The following is a 22,360-nucleotide window of genomic DNA, read 5'->3' as shown; positions in this document are numbered from 1 at the left end:
CCGCGCTCACAGGCTCAGCTCCGGATGCAGTCGGTCCAGGGTCCACACCTGCTTGCGGCGAGCCGCGAACGCGGTCAGGGCGAGTGCCCCCGCCGTGAAGGCCAACAGCACCGCGGAGCCCTGCCAGACCGGGCCGAGCCCGCCGCCCGTGATCAGTCTGCGCAGCGCGTCGACGATGTAACTCATCGGCAGGTAGGGGTGGATCGCGTTGAAGAAGCCGGGGCTGGTCTGCACGGGGTACGTGCCCCCGGCCGAGGTCAGCTGGAGCATCAGCACGGCCAGCACCAGAATGCGTCCGGCGGCCCCGAACTGGGCGTTGAGCCACTGCACGATCGCGGCGAAGCAGAAGATCACCAGTGCGAGGAAGCCGATCGTCCCGGCCGCCCTGGTCATCTCCAGGCCAAGTCCCCAGTGCAGTACGGACATCAGCGCGGCGACCTGGAGCAGGCCGATCGTGGCCACCGGCAGCCAGCCCGCGAAGGCGACCCGCCAGGCGGAGGCCCCGGCGGCCAGCGCACGCCGGTTGAGCGGCTGGATGAGCATGTACGCCACCATCGCGCCGACCCAGAGGGAGAGCGGGATGAAGTAGGGGGCGAAGCCGGTGCCGTAATTGGGGGCGGCGTGCAGCGACTCGGAGGCCAGCTTCACCGGGTCGGCCATGACCTCCGAGCGCGCCTCGCGGTCTTCCTTGCCGTAGTCGGGGATCTTGCCGACGCCGTCGTTGAGCCCCTGGGCGAGGCTCGTCGAGCCGTCGCCGAGCCGAACCAGCCCGCTGTCCAGGTCGGTTGCGCCCTTCTTGAGGTTGCCGACGCCGGTGTCCAGGTCGGCGGAGCCGGTCTGGGCCGTGACGAGACCGGTGTGCAGCTCGCTCGCTCCCTTGGCGACCTTGTGGGCGCCAGTGTTGAGCGCGTTGACCTTCGCCACGGCGGACTTCAGGTCCTCGTCCAGGCGCGGCGCGCTCTTGGCCAGGTCATCGGCCTGCCGCTGCAGCGTGGTCAGTTGGGAACGCAGCGTCTTCAGGTTCCCGTTCTCGTTCGTCACCAGTGTGTTGACGTCGTCGGCGACCTTCGCGACATCGGCCGCCGCGGTCGTCGCTCGCTTCAGCGGCGGGCAGGCGGAGGCGGCGGAGGGATCGGCGGCGTCGGCGGGCGGCTGCTCCGCACACGTGGTGCGGTAGACCTCGGCCAGGTCGTCGGAGGCCGTGTGGGCGGCGGTGGCCGCGGTGGGCGCCGCCTTCACCAGCAGGTCGAGGTTGTCCCGTACGGTCTGCGCGGAATCGGCGACCAGCCGGGCGGTGTCGCCGATCGACTCGCCGTTGTTCTTCAGGAACGGGCGCACCTGGGTCGCCACTCCGTTGACCTTGTCGGCCAGCGCCTGGGTTCCGCCCGCGACCTGCCGGGAGCCCGCTTCGAGGTCCCCGGAGCCCTTGTTGAGCTTGACGATCCCGCCGGCCAGGTTGCTGCTGCCGTTCTTGGCGTTCTTCAGCCCGTCGGCGAGGTCCTGCGAGCCCTTCTTCGCCTTGCCGATGCCGCCCTTGAGGTCGTCGGCGCCCTTGGCGGCCTTCGCGGTCGCTTCGTGCAGGTCGGAGAAGTTGATGAAGATCCGGTCGTAGAAACCCCGGGAGGCGTTGGTCGACGCGGCGGTGCGCACCTCGGAGAAGACCGAGCGCGAGATCTGCCCGACGATGTAGTTGTTGGCGTCGTTCGTGCGCACCTGGAGCGCGCCGGTCTCGGGGGAGTCGCCCGAACTGGAGGCGATCCGCTTGCTGAAGTCCGACGGCATGGTGAGCGAGAGGTAGAACGTGCCGTTCTCCACGCCCTTGCGGGCCTCGGCGGAGCTCACCTCGTGCCACTCGAAGGTCTTGGAGTCGAGGAGCTTGCCGGTGATCTCGTCACCGGCCGTGATGCGCTTCCCGCCGACGGTGGCGCCCTTGTCGTCGTTGACGAGCGCGACGGGGATCTTGTCGAGGCGGCCGTACGGGTCCCAGAAGGAGCAGAGGTACAGGGCGCCGTAGAGCAGCGGCAGGAGCAGCAGTGCGATCAGCGCGGCGACCGGCAGTCTTCCCCGGCCGAAACGCCTCAGCTCAAGCGCGGCAAGTTTCGGCGAACGCATCGGCCGGCCGTCCTTCCTCGGTGGTGGTCCGGTCGGTCGTGGGTTCCCCGGCCGCGGTCTTCTCCGAAGTGGCGGCCGTGGCCGCCGGGGCCGATGCCGCGTCGGCCGGGGCCTTCTCCCGCGTGGCCGTCGCGCCGGGCGTCGCGTCGGCCGGGGGCCCGCCCGCCGCGGACTTGTCGGCCGCGGTGCCGGTCCGTACGGTGACGGCGCCCTCGGGCGCCTGGCTGCACACGGCGAGCACGGTGGTGCCGTCGTCGGCGATGGACCGCAGCAGCTCCCAGGCCCGGTCACGTTCGGCGTCGGACAGCTTGAGGTCGGTGTCGTCCACCGCGAGCAGCCGCGGGCGGCCGATCAGGGCGAGGGCGATGGACAGCCGCAGCGCCTCCAGCCGCTCCAGGTCCCGGACGGCGGTCCGCTCGCCCTTGGGCAGGGTGGCGGGGTCGAGTCCGGCGGCGTCCAGCGCCGCGTCGATCCGCGCCCGCGCGGTGGCGACGCGCTCGGAGCGCGGACGCAGCAGGGCGCGCAGCGATCCGTCGTAACGGTGCTGGAGCAGGGCCCGTTCGCGCAGGTGCTCGGCGACGGTGAAGGCCGGGTCGAGTTCATTGACCCCGGGCACCTGGCCCAGGGCGCTGATGCGGCGTACGGCGGCCATCTTGCGGGGCAGACGCAGTCCGCCGATCTTCGCGTGGCCCGCGGTGGGGCGCATCCGTCCGGTGAGCGCGAGCAGCAGGCAGGTGCGACCGGAGCCGGACGGCCCCTCGATCGCCACCAGCGACCCGGGTCCGGCGTCGATGTCCACGTCCTGGAAGACCCAGCCGCGCGGCCCCTTGAGGCCGAAGCCCCCGGCGGTGACGGCTGCCCCGTGCGGACTGTCCACAAGCTCTCCCTTGTTTTTGAACTGACTAGTCAGTTCAAAAACATTATCGCGGACCCGTGATCGGCGCAAAGCGCGGGCGCCGTCACGGGCCGACCGCGGATGATCCGGTGTCCGGCGCCGGTGCGGGCGACGGTGCGGGCGGCGGGGGCCGCCGGGAGGAACGGCGGATCGATGCGTGGACCGGGCCGACTGTCAGTGGTGCCCGCGACGATGGATGCGTACGACCCCGCAGTCGTTGCACGAGACAGGAGGTTCGCCATGGCCCACTCCTCCGCCGCGCCCGCACCGCGGTACCGCGCGAGCGGTCCCGCCGTCCCCTCGCCGACCGGTCCGGCCGACGACGTCCACCCCGTCCCGCGTCGCGCCACGGCGCCCCCGGCCGCCCTCGACCTGCTCGCCCAGGCCCGTGCCGGGCTCGACGAGGCCGCCGCCCTCGACCTGCCGAACGAGCGCTACGCGACCGCCCACCTCGCCGCCCTGCGCACCGCCGCCGCGGTGCTCGCCGTGCGTGGCCGCCCCGAGACCTCGCGGCGGCGTCGGCAGCGAATCCGCAGCGCCTGGGAAGTCCTGCCCGAGACCGCGCCCGAGCTGGCCGAATGGAGCGCGTTGTTCGCCTCCGGCGCCCGCCGCAGGGCCCGTGCGGAAGCCGGCATACCGGGCGCGGCCAGCCGGCGGGACGCCGATGACCTGCTGCGCGACGCCGAGATGTTCCTGCGCCTGGTCGAACGGATGCTGGTGCCCCGGCCGGTCCTCCCGCGGCGCCGAGGAGACCGGCCCGACACGTGATGGAGGCGACGGCGGCGCGAGGCAATAGGGTGGAGAGCACCTGTACCACCTGCACCGTTCACGATCCGCCGTCACCGGCGGCACCGTGCCGAGGAGTCAACTGCCGTGTCGGACCAGCTGCGCCCCCGAGCCTCCCTCCGTACCGCCGTGGTCTGGGAGGTCCTCAAGGACGCCCTCGACCACCAGGTCAAGGCGACCGGCCGGGACGTCCTGGACGTACTGGACACCGGCGGCGGCACCGGCAACTTCGCGGTGCCGGTCGCCCGCCTCGGCCATCGGGTCACCGTCGTCGACCCCAGCCCCAACGCGCTCTTCGCGCTGGAGCGCCGCGCCGCCGAGGCCGGGGTCGCCGACCGGGTCCGCGGGGTCCAGGGCGATGTCCACGGCCTGTTCGAGGTGGTCGAGCGCGGTGGCTTCGACACGGTCCTGTGCCACGGGGTCCTGGAGTACGTGGACGACCCCGCCGAGGGCGTCCGCAACGCCGTCGAGGCACTCCGCCCGTCCGGGGCGCTCAGCCTGCTGGCCGCCGGGCTCGGCGGCGCCGTCCTGGCCAGGGCACTGGCCGGTCACTTCACCGAGGCGAGGCAGGCGCTCAGCGACCCGACGGGCCGCTGGGGTGCCGGGGACCCGGTACCCCGGCGCTACACGGCCGAGCAGCTCACCGACCTGGTCTCCTCGGCGGACGTGGAGGTCGGCGCCGTGCACGGCGTACGGGTCTTCGCCGACCTGGTGCCGGGCGTCCTGGTGGACACCGAGCCCGGCGCCATGGACGCGCTGCTCAAGCTGGAGGCGGCCGTCGCCGAACTGCCCGCGTTCCACTCGGTGGCGACGCAGCTGCACGTCCTGGGCACGAAGCGCGCCTGAGCGCCTGCCGCGCACCGCACCGGGCCGCCGCGGGGTCGCGGGCCGGCCGCGGTGCGGTTGATCTGGGACGCAGCCGCAGACGGAGTACGTCCCGAGCCGCCCGATCGCGGATCGCGCCCCGTATGATCGGAGGACAGCGTCCGGCATGACGGATCGGGGGTTGGGGAATCAACGCCTCAGCAGCCGATCCTTCGTGGCGGCCCGGACTGGCTGTGTGGCAAAGAGGGCGGGTTTCACGGGGGCGATTCCCTGCCTATCCTGGAAGGGCCGCAGACCGGCCGCCCCCCGCGGCCGACGACGAGGAGGACTCCGTGCCGCTCTCGGAGCACGAGCAGCGAATGCTCGAGCAGATGGAGCGAGCGCTGTACGCCGAAGATCCCAAGTTCGCGACAGCGCTCGAGGGAAGCGGGCTGCGTACGTACACCCGACGACGGGTCTACCAGGCGGTCGCAGGCTTCCTTGTGGGTATCGCGCTCCTCATGGCCGGAATGGTCGCCCAGCAGATCTGGATGGGCGTGGTGGGATTCCTCGTCATGCTGGGTTGCGCGGTTCTCGCGATCACCGGCTGGCGCAAGGCGCCCAGGCCGGGAGAGCAACCGGCGCCCGCGGCCGGCGGTTCGAACCGGCGGACCAGGCAGCGCCGCACGGTCATGGACCGGATCGAGCAGCGGTGGCAGCGCCGCCGCGACGAACCGGGCCGCTGATCCGGACCGCGTCCGGCACACGGCCCATGTGCTGAAACGCCGCTTGAACGCTTGAAGGCGAGGGGCGACCGCGAGAACGCGGTCGCCCCTCGCGCCTGTGCGGCGTCGGCCGTGAGCCCGGCGGGCGTGCACATCTCGGCGGGGTCCTTGCCGGGGTCCTTGGGTTCCCTTGTGGGGCCCGGCAAGGATCCCGCCGTCGGATGGGTCATCCCCGTCGGCGGAACGGCACGCGTGGCCGGCCCGCCCAGCGGATCCGCTCCCCTCGCGCCGTCCACTCACCCCTGAACGCCGCCCAGCGCTCCGACGCCGCGCGGATCACCCGAGCGGCCGAGCGCGGCGCCACGACGGCGCGGATTCGCGCCCTGCGACCCGCCGAGTCCCGCAGCCCGGCTCGTACCCGCTCCACGTCCTCGGCGAGCCCCACGGCGGGCCGGGGTTCCGGGGCGTAGAGCACCTGCTCCACCGCGTCCGCGACCCGGTGAGCCGCGGCCGAGGCCCCGGGGCCGAGCCGCCCCAGTCGCACCAGCCGGTCGGCCGTTCCGCGCGGGGTCAGGGAGTCGTCGGGCCCGATCCCGTGGTCCCACGCGGTGTCGACGACCTCCCGCCAGGCCGCCAGTGTCCTGGCCGTCGTGTCCGCCGGTGTGCGTCCCGCCGAGTAGGACAGCCGCCGCCTGCGCAGGCGAAGCCGCCAGATCAGGGGCAGTGACGGCAGCACCAGGACCGCCAGCGCGAGGGCGGCCAGGCCGAGAACGACACCCGGGGGCGTCCCCTGGTCCTGAGGAACCACCGCGCTCGGCGCCGCCTGGCTTCCGCACTCGCCCTGCTTGCGCATCTGGGCCGGGCAGTCGTCCGCGGCGGACGGCTCTGTGCTCGGAACGGCCGTGGGCCCGCTCTCCTGCGTGGCCGGTTCGGGCGCCTCACCGCCGCTCGGGGCGTCCGGCAGGGTGTAGGAGGGGGTGGTGCCCCGGGTGGGGGTCGGCTCGAAGCGTGTCCACCCGGTGCCCTCGAAGTACAGCTCCGGCCAGGCATGGGCGTCGCGCAGACCCACCGACATCGACCCGTCCGCCTGTGCGGTGCCGGGAGCGAAGCCCACCGCGACCCGCGCCGGAATGCCCAGCGTCCGGGCCATCGCGGCCATCGTGAACGAGAAGTGGACGCAGAAACCCTGCTTGTCCTCCAGGAACCGGACGATCGCGGTGCTTCCGGTGCCCGAGTCGACCGAGGTGCTGTAGGAGAAACCACCGTCCGAGACGAAGAAGTCCTGGAGCTTCACCGCGCGCTCGTAGTCGTTGGCGGCGCCCCTCGTCACCTCGGCGGCGGTCTCACCGACCACCTTCGGCAGGGACGGCGGGACGCGGGTGTACTCCCGCCGCAGGGCGGGCGGCGCGGCGGGGGCTGCGGCCAACTGAGCGGCGGTCGGCCGGACCACCAGGCTGGAGACCCGGTACCGCGCGCCGCCCGTCGTTTCCCCGTCGTCACCGACGAGGGTCCGGCCCGCCGGTTCGTACCGCCAGGACCCGTCGATCCTGACCTCGGTCGCGGGGTAGGGGAGCGGCAGATAGGTCTGCCGGTAGGAGGGGGAGGCGGAGACGCTCGACCTGATCTCGTCGACCGCGACGTCCGGACCCAGACCCGCCGGGTCCGGGAGCCGCTCCGGCACATCGCGCAGTCGGCGTGTGGCGGGCCGCCACGTGCTTCCGTCGAACGTGTCCAGGGCCAGGATCCGCAGATAGAAGTCCTGCGGATCCCGGGAGTCGGTGCGGTAGGAGAGCACCTGCCGGTTGTCCGGCTGATTCAGATCGTCCTGCATCGACACCAGGGGGTTCACCGCCGAGATGGTGCCGCCGCCCCCCTTGCCGTTCCCGGTCCTCGCGGCCAGCAGGCCGCCGTCGAGGGCGGGCAGGGCCGCCGGTGCCACCAGTGCGATCCCCAGCACCAGCAAGCCGATGCGGCGCCCGGTGCGGACCGGTGCCGTCGGCCGCCCGTCGGAGAACAGGCCGCCGCCCGTACCGTCCCGGGGCCCGGCACCGCCGGTGAAGACCCGCCCCCACCGGGAGAGCCGGTCCCGGCCCTCGGTCAGCAGGAGCAGCAGATAGCCGCCGGCCGCCAGCAGGAACCAGAGCCAGTCCGCCCCGCCCTCGGTCAGCGCCGCCGCGACCGAGAACAGCGCGAGGAGCGGCAGCCCGGCCGGCGCCGCGCTGCGGAACGTCACGGCGAGCGCGTCCACCAGCAGACCGACCAGCAGTACGCCGCCGATCAGCATCAGCCGGATGCCGTCCGTCGCCGGCGCCGGGGTGGCGTACCGTGCGACGTCGTCGGCACCCGAGACCAGCAGGTGCGCCAGATGCCGAACGGCCTCCGGTCCCGGCAGGACACCGGCGATCGCCCGCTCCCTGGCGAACACCAGTGTCAGCAGGACCAGCGCGACCAGCGCCTGCCCGACGACGACCAGCGTCCGCGGCACCGGCGCCCGGCGGATCACGGCCCCCGCCCCGCCCTGCACCGCCAGCAGGATCGTGGCCGGCAGGATCCACCCCGCCGGTTCGACCAGCGGCAGCATGGAGCACGCCGCCAGCAGTGTCGCCGCGACGGAGCACACCGCCAACCGCCCACGACCGCTCATGACCATCCCCCGGAGAAGCCCGTCGTGCCGCCGACGGCGGCCGGTCCGTCCACCGCCCCGGCCCGCCCCGCCTGCCGCCAGTGATCGGCGAGACCGGACCCCGGCCCCACCACGACCGCGGTCCAGCCCGATTCCCGCAGCAGCCGCAACCGCCGCTCGAAGTCCTCCCGTGCCCCCGGGGGCGCGACATCGTCCGGCTCCCAGGCCGTGCCGTCCATCACGAACGCGACGGCACCCGCGCCGCGCCGCCGCATCCCGGCCGCCACCGCCGCCTGCTCCTCGTCCAGATCGCCGAGGAACGCGATGAGCAGCCCGTCGCCGTCGTGGCGCAGCACGTCGTACGCGGCCGACAGACCGGCCGCGTCGGAGTGGCCGACCACCGCCAGGGCGTCCAGCAGCAGGTTCGCGGCCTCGCCGGACGCGTGCGCCGATCCCGTGAAACCGCCCCCGCCCGCGCCCGGGACGGCGTGCCCGTCGTCCGTCAGCAACCGGACCGAGTAGCCCCGCTCCAGCAGGTGCACCAGGGCGGACGCCGCCCCGGACACCGCCCACTCGAAGGCGGCGTCGGGCCCGGCCTCCCGGTACGCGGTCCGCCGGGTGTCCAGCAGCACCGTGCACTGCGGACGCTGCGGCTGCTCCTCGCGGCGCACCATCAGCTCCCCGTACCGCGCGGTCGAGCGCCAGTGCACCCGGCGCAGGTCGTCGCCGTGCCGGTAGCCGCGCGGAATCACGTCGTCTTCGCCGGCCAGGGCGGGTGACCGCTGACGCCCCTCGCCGTATCCCGGGGCCCCGCCCGCCAGCCGCACCGGCGGCAGCGGCTCGGTCCGCGGCACGACGACGAGCGTGTCGTACGCGCTGAACGAGCGGATGAGTTCGCACATGCCGAACGGGTCGCTCAGCCGCAGCTGCAACGGGCCCAGCGGATAGCGTCCCCGCAGGTCCGACCGCACCCGGTAGGACACCTCGCGCCGGCCCCCCGGCTCCATCCGGTCCAGTACGAACCGGGGCCTCGGCCCGAGCACATGGGGCACCCGGTCCTGGAGCATCAGCAGCCCGGTCGGCAGCCGCGACACGTTCTCCGTCCGCAGGTGGACGCGCGCCTCCGAGCCCGCGGGGACCCGGGACGGCGTGAGGCGCCGGGTGCCCGCGACCCGGTGGCGCGTGCGGACGAGCACCAGCACGCACACCAGGGGCAGCGCGGCGAGCAGCAGCCCCACCCGCAGCAGATCCACCTGGCCCAGCACATACGCGCAGACCACCGCGGCGACACCGGCCGCGAGGAAGGACCGCCCGCGCGTGGTCAGTCCGCTCAGAGCGGCCCGCACACCGCCCCCGCCGCCGTCGGCCCCGGGCTCCGGCAGCCCCCCGGCCACCCTCACACCCGCCGCGCGCCGGGCCGGGTACGGTCGTGCGCCGGGCGGCCCGGCTGGTGCCCGGGCACCCGGACGCCGCCGTCGGCGGAGGGCACCGGTGTCCGTCCGAGGATCTCCAGCACGACCTCCTCGGAGGTACGGCGGTCGAGCTGGGCCTGAGCCGTCGGCAGCAGCCGGTGTGCGAGCACCGCGACCGCGAGCGCCTGCACATCGTCCGGCAGGCAGTACTCGCGGCCGGCCAGGGCCGCCGAGGCCCGTGCCGCACGCAGCAGATGCAGGGTGGCCCGCGGTGACGCGCCGAGCCTGAGATCGGGATGGGAGCGTGTGGCCCCGACCAGTTCCACGGCGTACCGTCGCACGGGATCGGCGACATGGACGGTCCGTACCGCCTCGATCAGTTTCGCGATCTCGTGGGCGTGCGCCGCCGGTCGCAGATCGTCGAGCGGCGAGAGCTCACCGTGCGCGTCGAGCATCCGGAACTCGGCCTCCGGGCTCGGATAGCCCATCGACACCCTGGCCATGAACCGGTCGCGCTGGGCCTCGGGCAGCGGGTAGGTGCCCTCCATCTCCACCGGGTTCTGGGTGGCCACCACCATGAAGGGGTCGGGCAGCTCGTAGGTGCGCCCGTCGATGGTGACCTGGCGCTCCTCCATGGACTCCAGCAGCGCCGACTGCGTCTTCGGCGACGCGCGGTTGATCTCGTCGCCGATCACGATCTGGGCGAAGATCGCGCCGGGTTTGAACTCGAAGTCGCGCCGCTGCTGGTCGAAGACGGACACACCGGTGATGTCCGAGGGCAGCAGGTCCGGCGTGAACTGGATGCGCCGCACCGAGCAGTCGACCGACCGTGCCAGCGCCTTGGCCAGCATCGTCTTGCCGACCCCGGGAACGTCCTCGATGAGGAGATGCCCCTCCGCCAGCAGCACCGTCAGCGAGAGCCGCACGACTTCGGGCTTCCCCTCGATCACGCTCTCCACGGACCTGCGCACCCGCTCCGTGATCGCGGTCAGATCTGTGAGGCGCGCTCGATCGTCATAGGTCGTCACCCGGCCCTCCTCGGCCCTGCCCCACGCTCGCCAGGAGCAGGGGATACCCCATCCACGGACCGAATGCGCGCACGGCGGTCCGGTCCACCCCGAAACACGGACACCGCACCGGGAACCTCCGGCGAGGTGTCACACGCGCATTCTTGTGCCGTTACCGCCCCGTGTCACTCGCCTGTGGGCAACTGGAGGCGGTATGTCGGTTCCGGGCTGATTTGCCGGGACCGGTGGGCGGGTGTCCGGGTGGTCAGGAGGCGGGGAACACTTCGCGCAGCAGGCCGGTGGTCACGTCGAAGACGAAACCGCGGACGTCGTCCGTGTACAGCAGGAACGGCGAGGTGCGCACGCGCTGCATCGACTGCCGCACGTCCTGATCGGCGTCCTTGTACGCCTCCACCGCCCAGACCGGACGCTGTCCGACCTCCTCCTCCAGTTCGTGGCGGAATTCCTCCGTGATCGATTCCAGACCGCAATTCGTGTGGTGGATCAGGATGATGCTGCGAGTGCCGAGCGCCCGCTGGCTGATGGTCAGTGAACGGATGACGTCGTCGGTGACCACGCCGCCCGCGTTGCGAATGGTGTGGCAGTCGCCGAGCGACAGGCCCAGCGCGTCGTGCAGGTCGAGCCGGGCGTCCATGCACGCGACCACGGCGACGCGGAGCACCGGCCGGGCGTCCATGCCCGGGTCCCGGAACTCGGCGGCGTACTGGATGTTCGCCTCGACCAGGCGGTCGGTGACCGTGCCCCCGGCAGGATCCGGAGCGACGGTGGGTGCGGAGGCTCCGACGGGGGAGTGCGCGGAAGTCGACATGGCAATGACGTTATCGCCCGAGGTGGGGCGCGTCGTGCTGTGGAAGGGGACAAAGAACGTCGACGACTCCTGTTGTGAGGTAAACCACAAGTCTCGTAACGGTTCATTCGACCGGGTGAACAGTCAGGCGGCCGAGGGGCTCTGCGACGCGCTGTCCGGCTGATTGATCGGGAATCGATCGAATGGCAGGGTGGACTAAAGTGACAGGAAGTTACGACCCCCCGCACATTCCGTGGAATTCCCCCGTGCGCCGCGTACGTACGGCCCGGCCCTCTCCCGCTCGCCGGTCGCCCGACGCCCCTTCCCCGGCGCCGGACGGCCTCCCCTTCCGAGCGGGCGGGGACCCGGCCGCGCGTCCGCCGCCGGACCTGAGCCTGAGAGGGCGCATGAGCCAGACCCGACACGTCCCGGTGATGCTCCAGCGGTGCCTGGACCTGTTGGCCCCGGCTCTGGAGGCGCCGGAGCCGCGGCAACCGGTGGTCGTCGACTGCACCCTCGGCCTCGGCGGGCACAGCGAGGCGCTGCTCTCCGCCTTCCCCTCCGCGCGGCTGATCGCCCTCGACCGCGACAAGGAGGCGCTGCGGCTCTCCGGTGAGCGGCTCGCCCCGTACGGCGACCGGGCCACCCTGGTGCACGCCGTCTACGACGAACTGCCCGAGGTGCTCGACCGGCTCGGCGTCCCGAAGGTCCAGGGCGTCCTGTTCGACCTCGGCGTCTCCTCCATGCAGCTTGACGAGGCCGACCGCGGCTTCGCCTACGCCCAGGACGCCCCGCTCGACATGCGCATGGACCAGACCACGGGCGTCAGCGCCGCCGAGGTGCTCAACACCTATCCGCCGGGCGAACTGGTCCGGATCCTGCGCGCGTACGGCGAGGAGAAGCAGGCCAAGCGGATCGTTTCGGCGATCGTGCGCGAGCGCGAGAAGGAGCCGTTCAGCAACAGCGCCCGGCTCGTCGAACTGATCCGCGAGGCGTTGCCGCAGGCCGCCAAGCGCACCGGGGGCAACCCCGCCAAGCGCACCTTCCAGGCCCTGCGCATCGAGGTCAACGGCGAGCTCGCCGTCCTGGAACGGGCCATTCCGGCCGCGGTGCGGAGCCTCGCGGTCGGCGGCCGCATCGCCGTCCTCTCGTACCACTCGCTGGAGGACCGGCTGGTCAAGCAGGTCCTCGCGGCGGGCGCCGCCACCACGGCACCGCCCGGACTGCCCGTCGTGCCCGAGCGCTACCAGCCCCGGCTGAAGCTGCTGACGCGCGGCGCGGAGCTGCCCACCGAGGAGGAGATCGCCGAGAACCGGCGGGCCGCCCCCGCCCGGCTGCGCGGCGCCGAGCGGATCCGCGAGGACGAACGATGAGCGCCCGGCGCCCGGGGACCCGGACACCGGCGACGGCCGGGACGGCACGGTGAGCGGACCGGCCCGGCAGCTGAAAGGGCGGGCCGCGCGACTCGTCCGGATGATGCCCTCCGGACCCAGCACGGCGGCCCGCACCCCCTTCGTCCTGCTCGTTGTCCTGCTCCTCGGCGGTGGCCTCATCGCGCTCCTGGTGCTCAACTCGGCCATCAACGAGGGTTCGTTCAGGCTGAGCGAGCTCAAGAAGCGGACCACCGAGCTCACTGACGAGCAGCAGGCCCTCCAGCACGACGTCGACAGCTTCTCCAGGCCGGACGCGCTGGAGCGGCGGGCCCGCGAACTGGGCATGGTGCCCGGCGGCAGCCCGGCCTTCCTCGGCCCGGACGGCAAGGTCCGGGGCGAGCCCGACGAGGCCACCGCCGAACCGAGGCCCACGCCGCCGCCGAGCAAGCCCGTCGACCCCGCGCCCCCCACCACCCCCGCCTCCCCGACCACGTCGGACGCGGACCCGGCGGCGACTTCGCCCGCCCCGCCGGTGACGGCCGCTCCCACGAGCGCCGCCCCGAACCCCACCGGCACCGTCCCCAACCCGTCCGCGGGGCCGGACATCCCGTTGAACCAGACCCCGACGAGCCCCGGCAGGTGACGCAGTGCCGCCCAAGGAAACACCGCGCCGCCGGGTGCCCGGCCCCGCGCGCCCGCGTGGCGCCGGCGGCGGCCAGGGACGCCCCCGGCCCGCCACCCGCCGGCCCGCGCCCCGCTCCCGCGCGCCCCACAGCCCCTCCGCGCGCCGCCTGCGACTCGGTAGCCCGCGTCCCCGCCTCCGCCTGGTCAGCCTCACCCTGACGCTCGTCATGCTGGTGTTCGTCGTCCGGCTCCTCCAGATCCAGGCCGTCGACGCCGACGCGTACGCGGCCAAGGCCGAGGTCAACCGCTACTTCAAGCACACCGTCGCCGCCGAACGCGGCCAGATCACCGACCGCCGGGGCGTGGCGCTGGCCACCAGCGTCGACGCGTACGACATCACCGCCGACCCGTCGATGTTCACGCCCGAGTTCAGCAAGGTCTCCGACGCGCCCCGGCAGGCGGCCGAACTCCTCGCCCCGATCCTCGGCGCCGACACCGCCGAACTGACTGCCAAGCTGACCGGGAAGGGTCGCTACGTCGTCCTGGCCCGTCGGCAGACCCCGCAGGTCTGGAACCAGATCAGGGACCTCAAGTCCGTCTTCGCCCAGAAGGCCGCCAAGGACAAGGCGGCCGGCGGCCTCGGGACCAACGTGCTGGTGGGCGTCTTCCAGGAGAAGACCACCAAGCGGGTCTACCCCAACGGCGGACTGGCCGCCGGGATACTCGGCTACGTCAACGCCGAGGGCAAGGGCTCGGGCGGCCTGGAGGCGCAGCTGAACAAGGAGCTCGCGGGCGAGGACGGCACCATCAGCTACGCCCAGTCCGGCGGCCGGCGGGTGCCCACCGCGAACTCCGAGGAGGTCCCGGCCGTCCCCGGCTCCGACATCGAGCTGACCATCGACCGGGACATCCAGTGGGCCGCCCAGCAGGCCATCACCGCCCAGGTGAAGCAGTCCAGGGCGGACCGCGGCTACGTCATCGTGCAGAACGCCAGGACCGGCGAGGTCCTCGCGATGGCGAACGCACCCGGCTTCGACCCCAACGACCTCTCGAAGGCCGACCCGGCGTCGTTGGGCAACGCGGCGCTCCAGGACGCGTACGAACCCGGTTCCACCAGCAAGGTCATGTCCATGGCCGCGGTACTGGAGGAGGGCGCCGCCGCCCCGGGCACCCATGTCACCGTCCCGAACCGGCTGCACCGCGGCGACCGGCTCTTCAAGGACGACATCGACCACCCCACCTGGTACCTGACGCTCAACGGCGTGCTCGCCAAGTCCAGCAACATCGGCACCATCCTGGCCACCGGCGAACTCGGCAAGACGCAGGCCGAGGCCAACCAGGTCCTCTACTCCTACCTGCGCAAGTTCGGGCTCGGCTCGCCGACCGGGCTCGGCTACCCGGGCGAGACGCCCGGCATCCTCGCCAAGCCCGGGGACTGGTCGACTTCGCAGCAGTACACGATCCCGTTCGGTCAGGGCCTCTCGGTCAACGCGATGCAGGCCGCCTCCATCTACTCGACCATCGCGAACGGAGGCGTCCGCATCGCTCCCACGCTGGTGCGCGGCGCCAAGGGCCCCGACGGCCGCTTCGAACCCGCGCCCGCGCCGAAGAAGACCCGGGTGGTCAGCGAGAAGACCGCCAAGACGCTCGCCACCATGCTGGAATCGGTGGTCGGCGACGAGGAGGGCACCGGGACGAAGGCCAGGATCCCCGGCTACCGGGTGGCCGGCAAGACCGGTACGGCCAACCGGGTCGATCCCGTGCGGGGCGGCTACCGTGGCTACACCGCGTCCTTCGCGGGCTTCGCACCGGCAGACGATCCGCAGATCACCGTCTACTGCGCGATCCAGAACCCCACCAAGGGCAGCTACTTCGGCGGCCAGATCTGCGGGCCGATCTACAAGCAGGTCATGGAGTTCGCGCTGAAGACGCTCCAGACTCCGCCCTCCGGCCGGGCACCGGCCAGGCTGCCGGTCTCCTTCGACCCCGGCGAGTGAACACGGGGAACCGACCAGTGACGACCATCACCCCCGATCCAGGGAACCGGAACGGGAAGCACCGGGCCCCCGGCCCCTCACGTCGCGAGAGGCCGGGGGAGCCCGGTACGCTCACCGCCGTGCCCCACGCTGATCAGTTCCAAACCACTCAGAAGGCCGCCCCCGTGAATCACCCGGGAGCGCCCCGCCCGGATCGGCTCAGGCCGACGCCGCTCGGTGAGCTGGCAGCCCGGCTGGGAGTCGAACCGCCGGGGATCGCCGAGGTCACCGGGATCACCCACGATTCCCGGGCGGTCCGCCCCGGCGACGTCTACGCGGCCCTGCCGGGCGCCCGCTTCCACGGCGCCGACTTCGCCGCCCAGGCGGCCGACCTCGGCGCGGCGGCGGTCCTCACCGACCCGGCCGGCGCCGAGCGCGCCGCCGCCACCGGACTGCCGGTCCTGGTCACCGAGGATCCCCGCGGCCGCATGGGCGATCTCGCCGCCGAGATCTACGGGCGGCCCGGCGACGGCCTCCTGCGGATCGGCATCACCGGGACCTCGGGCAAGACCACCACCGCCTACCTCGTCGAGGGCGGCCTCCGCGCCGCCGGACGCGCCACCGGACTGATCGGCACGGTGGAGACGCGGATCGGCGACGAGCGCATCAAGTCCGAGCGCACCACCCCCGAGGCCACCGACCTCCAGGCCCTGCTCGCCGTGATGCGCGAACGCGGCGTCGACGCGGTGACCATGGAGGTCTCCAGCCACGCGCTGGTGCTCGGCCGGGTCGACGGCTGCGTCTTCGACGTCGCGGTCTTCAACAACCTCAGCCCGGAGCACATGGAGTTCCACTCCGGGATGGAGGACTACTTCCAGGCCAAGGCGCGGCTCTTCACCCCGCTCCGCAGCGGGCGGGGCGTGGTCAACCTCGACGACGCGTACGGCCGCAGGCTGGTCACCGAGGCGTCGGTCCCGGTGGTCACCTTCTCCGCGGAGGGGCACCCGGACGCCGACTGGCGGGCCGAGGACGTGGAGGTCGGGCCGCTGGGCTCCACCTTCACCGCCGTCGGCCCCGAGGGCGAGCGGATCGCCGCCCGGTCCCCGCTGCCCGGACCGTTCAACGTGGCCAACGCGCTCGCCGCCGTCACCGTGCTCGCCGTCGCGGGCCTCGACCCGCAGACCGCGGCCGACGGCGTCGCCGCGGTCCCGGGCGTCCCCGGCCGGCTGGAGCGCGTCGACGCCGGACAGGACTACCTGGCCGTCGTCGACTACGCGCACAAGACCGACGCCGTCGAGTCCGTGCTCCGTTCGCTGCGCAAGGTCACCCGCGGCAGGCTGCACATCGTGCTCGGCTGCGGCGGCGACCGCGACACCACCAAACGCGGCCCGATGGGCGCCGCCGCGGCCCGGCTCGCCGACACCGCCGTACTGACCTCCGACAATCCCCGTTCCGAGGACCCCCTCGGAATCCTCGCCACCATGCTCGCGGGCGCCGCCGAGGTGCCCGCCCACGAGCGGGGCGACGTCCTGGTCGACGCCGACCGGGCCGCCGCCATCGCCGCCGCGGTCGCCCGTGCCGAGGCCGGTGACACCGTGCTGGTCGCCGGCAAGGGCCACGAGCAGGGGCAGGACATCCATGGCGTGGTACGCCCCTTCGACGACCGCGTGGTCCTGCGCGCGGCCATTGAACGCTCCCTGGGGCACGGCGACACCCCCGGTGCCGACGACCGCGCCCACACCCACGAGAACAACAGTCAGGGATGACCAAGTGATCGCCCTTTCCCTCGCCGAGATCGCCGAAATCGTCGGCGGGCAGCCACACGACATACCCGATCCGGCAGCAGTCGTCGGCGGGCCCGTCGTCATCGACTCCCGACAGGTGGAGCAGGGCAGCCTGTTCGCCGCCTTCGCCGGAGAGCGGGTCGACGGCCACGACTACGCGCAGCGCGCCGTCGAGGCGGGCGCGGCAGCGGTGCTGGCCGCCCGCCCCGTCGGTGTTCCGGCGATCGTCGTCGACGACGTCGTGGCCGCGCTCGGCGCGCTCGCCCGCGCCGTCGTCGGCCGCCTCGGCACCACCGTCGTCGCCCTCACCGGATCCGCGGGCAAGACCTCCACCAAGGACCTCATCGCCCAGCTGCTCGAACGCAAGGGCCCCACCGTCTACCCGGCGGGCAACCTGAACAACGAGATCGGCCTGCCGCTCACCGCGTTGCGCGCCACCGAGGAGACCCGGCACCTCGTCCTGGAGATGGGCGCGCGCTACATCGGCGACATCCGCTACCTCACCGGCCTCGTCCCGCCCCGCGTCGGCCTCGTCCTCAACGTCGGCACCGCCCACATCGGCGAGTTCGGCGGTCGGGAGCAGATCGCCCGGGCCAAGGGCGAGATGGTCGAGTCCCTGCCCGAGGACGGCCTCGCCGTGCTCAACGCCGACGACCCGCTCGTACGCGCCATGACCGCCCGCACGAAGGCGCGGGTGCTGCTCTTCGGCGAGGCCGCGGATGCGGACGTACGGGGCGAGAACGTGCGTCTCACCGACGACGGCCGCCCCGCCTTCACGCTCCACACACCCACCGGGTGCAGTGATGTGACGATGCGCCTGTACGGTGAGCACCACGTGTCGAACGCGCTCGCCGCGGCCGCCGTCGCCCATGAGCTGGGCCTGTCCGCAGACGAGATCGCCGAAGGGCTCTCCGAGGCGGGCACCCTCTCCCGCTGGCGGATGGAGGTCACCGAGCGTCCGGACGGCGTGACGATCGTCAACGACGCCTACAACGCGAACCCCGAATCCATGAAGGCTGCGCTGCGCGCACTGGCCGCCATGGGGAAGGGCCGCCGTACGTGGGCGGTGCTCGGCTCCATGGCCGAGCTGGGCGACGCCTCGCTCGCCGAGCACGACGCGGTCGGACGGCTCGCCGTCCGGCTCAACGTCAGCAAGCTCGTCGCGGTCGGGGGCAGAGAGGCCTCCTGGCTGCAACTGGGCGCATACAACGAGGGTTCGTGGGGTGAGGAGTCGGTGCACGTGTCCGACGCACAGGCTGCGGTCGACCTGTTGCGCAGTGAGCTGCGCCCGGGAGACGTCGTGCTGGTGAAGGCGTCCCGGTCGGTCGGCCTGGAGCAGGTCGCCATGGCACTGCTGGAGAACGCGTCCGAGGGCGAGGTCGCCGGCCGATGAGGCAGATCCTGTTCGCGGGGGCCATCGGGCTCTTCCTGACCCTGGTCGGAACTCCGCTGCTGATCAAGCTGCTGGCCCGCAAGGGATACGGTCAGTTCATCCGGGACGACGGCCCGCGCACCCACGGGTCCAAGAAGGGCACGCCCACCATGGGTGGGATCGCCTTCATCCTGGCCACGATCATCGCGTACATCCTGGCGAAGGTGATCACCGGCGAGCCGATGACCTTCTCCGGCGTGCTGGTGCTTTTCCTCATGGCCGGTATGGGCCTCGTCGGCTTCCTCGACGACTACATCAAGATCGTCAAGCAGCGCTCGCTGGGTCTGCGGGCCAAGGCCAAGATGGCGGGCCAGCTGATCGTCGGCGTCGCCTTCGCGGTGCTCTCGCTCCAGTTCGCCGACTCCCGGGGCAACACCCCGGCCTCCACCAAGCTGTCGTTCGTCACGGACTTCGGCTGGTCGATCGGCCCGGTGCTGTTCGTCGTCTGGGCCCTGTTCATGATCCTCGCCATGTCCAACGGCGTGAACCTGACGGACGGCCTGGACGGCCTGGCCACCGGCGCGTCCGTGATGGTCTTCGGCGCGTACACCTTCATCGGGCTGTGGCAGTTCCAGGAGTCCTGCGCCAACGCGGAGGCCCTGACCAACCCCAACGCCTGCTTCCAGGTACGCGATCCGCTCGACCTCGCCGTCGTCGCCTCCGCCTTGATGGGCGCCTGCTTCGGCTTCCTGTGGTGGAACACCTCGCCCGCCAAGATCTTCATGGGCGACACCGGATCGCTCGCCCTCGGCGGCGCGCTGGCCGGTCTGGCGATCTGCTCCCGCACGGAGTTCCTGATGGCCGTCCTCGGCGGTCTGTTCGTGATGATCACCATGTCCGTGGTCATCCAGGTCGGTTCGTTCAAGATGACCGGCAAGCGCGTCTTCCGCATGGCACCCCTCCAGCACCACTTCGAACTCAAGGGATGGTCGGAAGTCCTCGTGGTGGTCCGCTTCTGGATCATCCAGGGCATGTGCGTGATCGTCGGCCTGGGACTCTTCTACGCGGGATGGGCAGCCGAGAAGTGAGCACAGTGGACTGGCAGGGCACACACGTCACCGTCGCCGGACTGGGCGTCTCCGGAATCCCGGCGGCCCGGGCGCTGCACGGCCTCGGCGCCGTCGTCACGGTCGTCAACGACGGGGACGACGAGCGTTCCCGCGCGCAGGCGGCCGAGCTGGAGGCGGAGGGCATGACCGTCCGCCTCGGCGACGGGGCGACCCTGCCCGAGTCCACCGAGCTCGTCGTCACCACACCCGGCTGGAAGCCCGACAAGCCGCTGTTCGCCGCAGCCGCCGAGGCGGGCGTCCCGGTCTGGGGCGACGTCGAACTCGCCTGGCGGCTGCGCGGCCCCGGTGCCGCGCCGTGGCTCGCGGTCACCGGCACCAACGGCAAGACCACGACCGTCCGGATGCTCGCCTCGATCCTGGAGGCGGCCGGGCTGCGCACCGCGGCCGTCGGCAACATCGGTGTGTCCCTCCTCGACGCCGTCCTCGGCGAGGAGGAGTACGACGTGCTCGCCGTCGAACTCTCCAGCTACCAGCTGCACTGGGCGCCGTCGCTGCGCGCCCACTCCGCGGCCGTCCTCAACCTGGCTCCCGACCATCTCGACTGGCACGGCTCCATGGAGGCGTACGTCGCGGACAAGGGCCGGATCTACGAGGGCAACCGCGTCGCCTGCGTCTACAACGTGGCGGAGAAGGCCACCGAGGACCTGGTCCGCGAGGCCGATGTCGAGGAGGGCTGCCGGGCCATCGGCTTCACCCTCGGCACACCGGGCCCCTCCCAACTGGGTGTCGTCGACGGCATCCTCGTCGACCGGGCCTTCGTGGAGAACCGGCAGCAGCAGGCCCAGGAGCTCGCCGAGGTCTCCGACGTCGCCCCGGCCGCCCCCCACAACATCGCCAACGCCCTGGCGGCGGCGGCCCTGGCCCGCGCCTTCGGCGTCCAGCCCGCGGCCGTACGGGACGGCCTGCGGGCCTTCCGCCCCGACCCGCACCGCATCGAGCACGTCGCGGACCTCGCCGGGGTCGCGTACGTCGACGACTCCAAGGCCACCAACACGCACGCCGCGCAGGCGTCCCTCGCCGCCTACGACCCGATCGTCTGGATCGCCGGCGGCCTCGCCAAGGGCGCCACCTTCGACGAGCTGGTGGCCGGCGCCGCCGGGCGGCTGCGGGGCGTCGTGCTGATGGGCCGGGACCGGGCGCTGATCCGCGAAGCCCTGGCGCGACACGCCCCCGAGGTCCCGGTGGTCGACCTCGACCGGACCGACACTGGGGCGATGTCCGAGGCGGTCCGCGAGGCAGCACGGCTCGCCGGGCCGGGGGACACGGTCCTGCTGGCCCCGGCCTGCGCCTCGATGGACATGTTCGTCAACTACAACAAGCGGGGCGAGGCGTTCGCGGACGCGGTCCGCGCGCTCGCAGCCGAGAGCGACTGACGGGCCCGGCCCGCGCACCGTACCGCCCGGACGACCGGGCGCGGGCGCCCGGCCCTCGGCGGCGGCCCCGGGCACGCACAGTGGAGGGGACAGCGACAATGCCGGCCGACGAGAGTTCCGCCGCGGTGGCCCGTGGCAACCGCCCACGGGCCACCGCGGCGATCCGCCGGGCACTCGCCCCGCCCCTGCCCGCGGGCGCCGCGGTGAGCGCCCAGGCGCCCTTCGGCCCCCTCCTGCGGGTCCGCTCCGCCGCCGGTGCCCGGCGCCCCGCGGCGGAGCGCCCCAGGAGCCGTTCCACCGGGTCCTCCCGCGCCCCCCGCGGCGGCACCGCACGACGGCTGTACGAGCGGGCACGGCGGGCCTGGGACCGCCCGCTGACCGCGTACTACCTGATCCTGGGCGCCGGCCTGCTGCTCACCGTGCTCGGCCTGGTGATGGTCTACTCCGCCTCGATGATCAAGGCCCTGGAGTTGGACAAGCCGGGCAGCTTCTTCTTCCGCAAGCAGTTCCTCGCCGCCGTCATCGGCGCCGGGCTGATGGCGATCGCCGTCCGGATGCCCGTCAAGCTGCACCGGGCGCTGGCCTATCCGCTGCTCGTGGGAACGGCCGTCCTGATGGCGCTGGTCCAGGTGCCGGGGATCGGGAAGTCGATCAACGGCAACCAGAACTGGCTCTCCCTGGGCGGACCCTTCCTGCTCCAGCCCAGCGAGTTCGGCAAGCTGGCCCTGATCCTGTGGGGCGCGGATCTGCTCGCCCGCAAACAGGACAAGCAACTGCTGGCGCAGTGGAAGCACATGCTCGTGCCGCTGGTCCCCGTCGCCTTCCTGATCCTCGGGCTGATCATGCTCGGCGGCGACATGGGCACTGCGATGATTCTCACGGCGATCCTGTTCGGGCTGCTCTGGCTGGCGGGCGCCCCCACCCGGCTCTTCGCCGGGGTGCTCGCCTTCGCCGTCGCGATCTCCGTCGTGCTGATCAAGACCAGCCCGAACCGGATGTCCCGGCTCGCCTGCGTCGGCGCCACCGAGCCGGGCCCCGATGACTCCTGCTGGCAGGCCGTGCACGGCATCTACGCCCTGGCCTCCGGCGGATGGTTCGGTTCCGGGCTCGGCGCGAGTGTGGAAAAATGGGGTCAACTGCCTGAACCGCACACCGACTTCATCTTCGCCATCACCGGGGAGGAACTGGGGCTGGCGGGGACGCTGTCGGTGCTCGCTCTCTTCGCGGCTCTAGGCTATGCGAGTATCCGCGTGGCCGGACGCACGGAGGACCCCTTCGTGAGGTACGCCGCGGGAGGCGTGACCACCTGGATCATGGTGCAGTTCGTGATCAACATCGGTGCGGTGCTCGGCCTGCTGCCGATCGCCGGTGTCCCGCTCCCGCTGTTCTCCTACGGAGGGTCTGCCCTGCTGCCGACCATGTTCGCCGTCGGGCTGCTGATCGCGTTCGCGCGAGAGGAACCCGCCGCGAAGGCGGCCCTGGCCATGCGGAGGTCCGGGGTGAGATGGAAGTCGATGAGACGGCGCGTCAAGAAGCGTTCGTCCGGAGAGCGGTGA

The 22,360-nt window shown here is 72.6% G+C and carries 17 protein-coding genes; 11 read left to right on the top strand and 6 right to left on the bottom strand.

Features of this window, described 5'->3' with window-relative positions; all coding sequences use genetic code 11:
* Positions 1-6: 6 nt before the first annotated feature.
* Positions 7-2,112: a YhgE/Pip family protein gene (locus tag ACIHCL_RS01455; protein WP_399855598.1), complete on the bottom strand. Its 2,106-nt coding sequence runs from the start codon at positions 2,110-2,112 to the stop codon at positions 7-9.
* Positions 2,084-2,989, bottom strand: coding sequence for an ATP-binding cassette domain-containing protein (locus ACIHCL_RS01450; RefSeq protein ID WP_399855595.1), 906 nt, complete (start codon positions 2,987-2,989; stop codon positions 2,084-2,086). Before ACIHCL_RS01450 ends, ACIHCL_RS01455 begins: the two co-directional genes overlap by 29 nt.
* Positions 2,990-3,247: 258 nt before the next feature.
* Here ACIHCL_RS01450 and ACIHCL_RS01445 point away from each other — a divergent pair, with 258 nt between their 5' ends.
* The 3 genes from ACIHCL_RS01445 to ACIHCL_RS01435 all read left to right on the top strand — a co-directional run bounded on the left by ACIHCL_RS01445 (position 3,248) and on the right by ACIHCL_RS01435 (position 5,343).
* Positions 3,248-3,775, top strand: coding sequence for an SAV_6107 family HEPN domain-containing protein (locus ACIHCL_RS01445; protein ID WP_399855592.1), 528 nt, complete (start codon positions 3,248-3,250; stop codon positions 3,773-3,775).
* A 105-nt stretch (positions 3,776-3,880) separates the two neighbouring features.
* On the top strand, positions 3,881-4,639 hold the full coding sequence (locus ACIHCL_RS01440; RefSeq protein WP_399855589.1) for a class I SAM-dependent methyltransferase: 759 nt from the start codon (positions 3,881-3,883) through the stop codon (positions 4,637-4,639).
* Between the two features lie 311 nt (positions 4,640-4,950).
* Positions 4,951-5,343: a DUF3040 domain-containing protein gene (locus ACIHCL_RS01435; protein WP_399855586.1), complete on the top strand. Its 393-nt coding sequence runs from the start codon at positions 4,951-4,953 to the stop codon at positions 5,341-5,343.
* Positions 5,344-5,548: 205 nt separating this feature from the next.
* On the opposite strand, the gene ACIHCL_RS01430 is transcribed toward ACIHCL_RS01435, so the two are convergent.
* The 4 genes from ACIHCL_RS01430 to ACIHCL_RS01415 form a co-directional block, all read right to left on the bottom strand.
* Positions 5,549-7,966 carry a DUF3488 and DUF4129 domain-containing transglutaminase family protein gene (locus ACIHCL_RS01430; protein WP_399855583.1) on the bottom strand — a complete coding sequence of 806 codons (2,418 nt, stop codon included), beginning with the start codon at positions 7,964-7,966 and terminating at the stop codon, positions 5,549-5,551.
* Positions 7,963-9,339: a DUF58 domain-containing protein gene (locus ACIHCL_RS01425; RefSeq protein ID WP_399855580.1), complete on the bottom strand. Its 1,377-nt coding sequence runs from the start codon at positions 9,337-9,339 to the stop codon at positions 7,963-7,965. The genes ACIHCL_RS01430 and ACIHCL_RS01425 overlap by 4 nt, the downstream gene beginning before the upstream one ends.
* Positions 9,340-9,341: 2 nt before the next feature.
* Complete coding sequence (locus ACIHCL_RS01420; protein ID WP_399855577.1) at positions 9,342-10,385, bottom strand: AAA family ATPase; 1,044 nt, start codon at positions 10,383-10,385, stop codon at positions 9,342-9,344.
* Between the two features lie 244 nt (positions 10,386-10,629).
* A complete protein-coding gene (locus tag ACIHCL_RS01415; RefSeq protein ID WP_399855574.1) occupies positions 10,630-11,193 on the bottom strand; it encodes a beta-class carbonic anhydrase in 564 nt (187 codons plus the stop codon).
* Between the two features lie 386 nt (positions 11,194-11,579).
* Here ACIHCL_RS01415 and rsmH point away from each other — a divergent pair, with 386 nt between their 5' ends.
* The 8 genes from rsmH to ftsW all read left to right on the top strand — a co-directional run bounded on the left by rsmH (position 11,580) and on the right by ftsW (position 22,360).
* Positions 11,580-12,545, top strand: a complete 966-nt coding sequence (gene rsmH / locus ACIHCL_RS01410; RefSeq protein WP_399855571.1) for a 16S rRNA (cytosine(1402)-N(4))-methyltransferase RsmH — start codon at positions 11,580-11,582, stop codon at positions 12,543-12,545.
* A 49-nt stretch (positions 12,546-12,594) separates the two neighbouring features.
* The gene (locus ACIHCL_RS01405) at positions 12,595-13,188 is read left to right on the top strand and encodes a septum formation initiator family protein (RefSeq protein ID WP_399855568.1); all 594 of its coding nucleotides are present in this window, start codon (positions 12,595-12,597) and stop codon (positions 13,186-13,188) included.
* A gap of 4 nt (positions 13,189-13,192) precedes the next feature.
* Positions 13,193-15,166: a peptidoglycan D,D-transpeptidase FtsI family protein gene (locus tag ACIHCL_RS01400; RefSeq protein WP_399855566.1), complete on the top strand. Its 1,974-nt coding sequence runs from the start codon at positions 13,193-13,195 to the stop codon at positions 15,164-15,166.
* 17 nt (positions 15,167-15,183) lie between these two features.
* Complete coding sequence (locus ACIHCL_RS01395) at positions 15,184-16,911, top strand: UDP-N-acetylmuramoyl-L-alanyl-D-glutamate--2,6-diaminopimelate ligase (protein WP_399855564.1); 1,728 nt, start codon at positions 15,184-15,186, stop codon at positions 16,909-16,911.
* Positions 16,912-16,915: 4 nt separating this feature from the next.
* Positions 16,916-18,322, top strand: coding sequence for a UDP-N-acetylmuramoyl-tripeptide--D-alanyl-D-alanine ligase (murF, locus tag ACIHCL_RS01390; RefSeq protein WP_399855561.1), 1,407 nt, complete (start codon positions 16,916-16,918; stop codon positions 18,320-18,322).
* Positions 18,319-19,389, top strand: a complete 1,071-nt coding sequence (gene mraY, locus ACIHCL_RS01385; protein WP_399855559.1) for a phospho-N-acetylmuramoyl-pentapeptide-transferase — start codon at positions 18,319-18,321, stop codon at positions 19,387-19,389. The genes murF and mraY overlap by 4 nt, the downstream gene beginning before the upstream one ends.
* A complete protein-coding gene (gene murD / locus ACIHCL_RS01380; protein WP_399855556.1) occupies positions 19,371-20,804 on the top strand; it encodes a UDP-N-acetylmuramoyl-L-alanine--D-glutamate ligase in 1,434 nt (477 codons plus the stop codon). Before mraY ends, murD begins: the two co-directional genes overlap by 19 nt.
* 98 nt (positions 20,805-20,902) lie before the next feature.
* On the top strand, positions 20,903-22,360 hold the full coding sequence (ftsW, locus tag ACIHCL_RS01375) for a putative lipid II flippase FtsW (RefSeq protein ID WP_399855553.1): 1,458 nt from the start codon (positions 20,903-20,905) through the stop codon (positions 22,358-22,360).

This window comes from Streptomyces sp. NPDC052042 (assembly GCF_044548345.1).
Taxonomy (GTDB): domain Bacteria; phylum Actinomycetota; class Actinomycetes; order Streptomycetales; family Streptomycetaceae; genus Streptomyces.
This window is presented reverse-complemented; position numbering and strand designations above follow the sequence as displayed.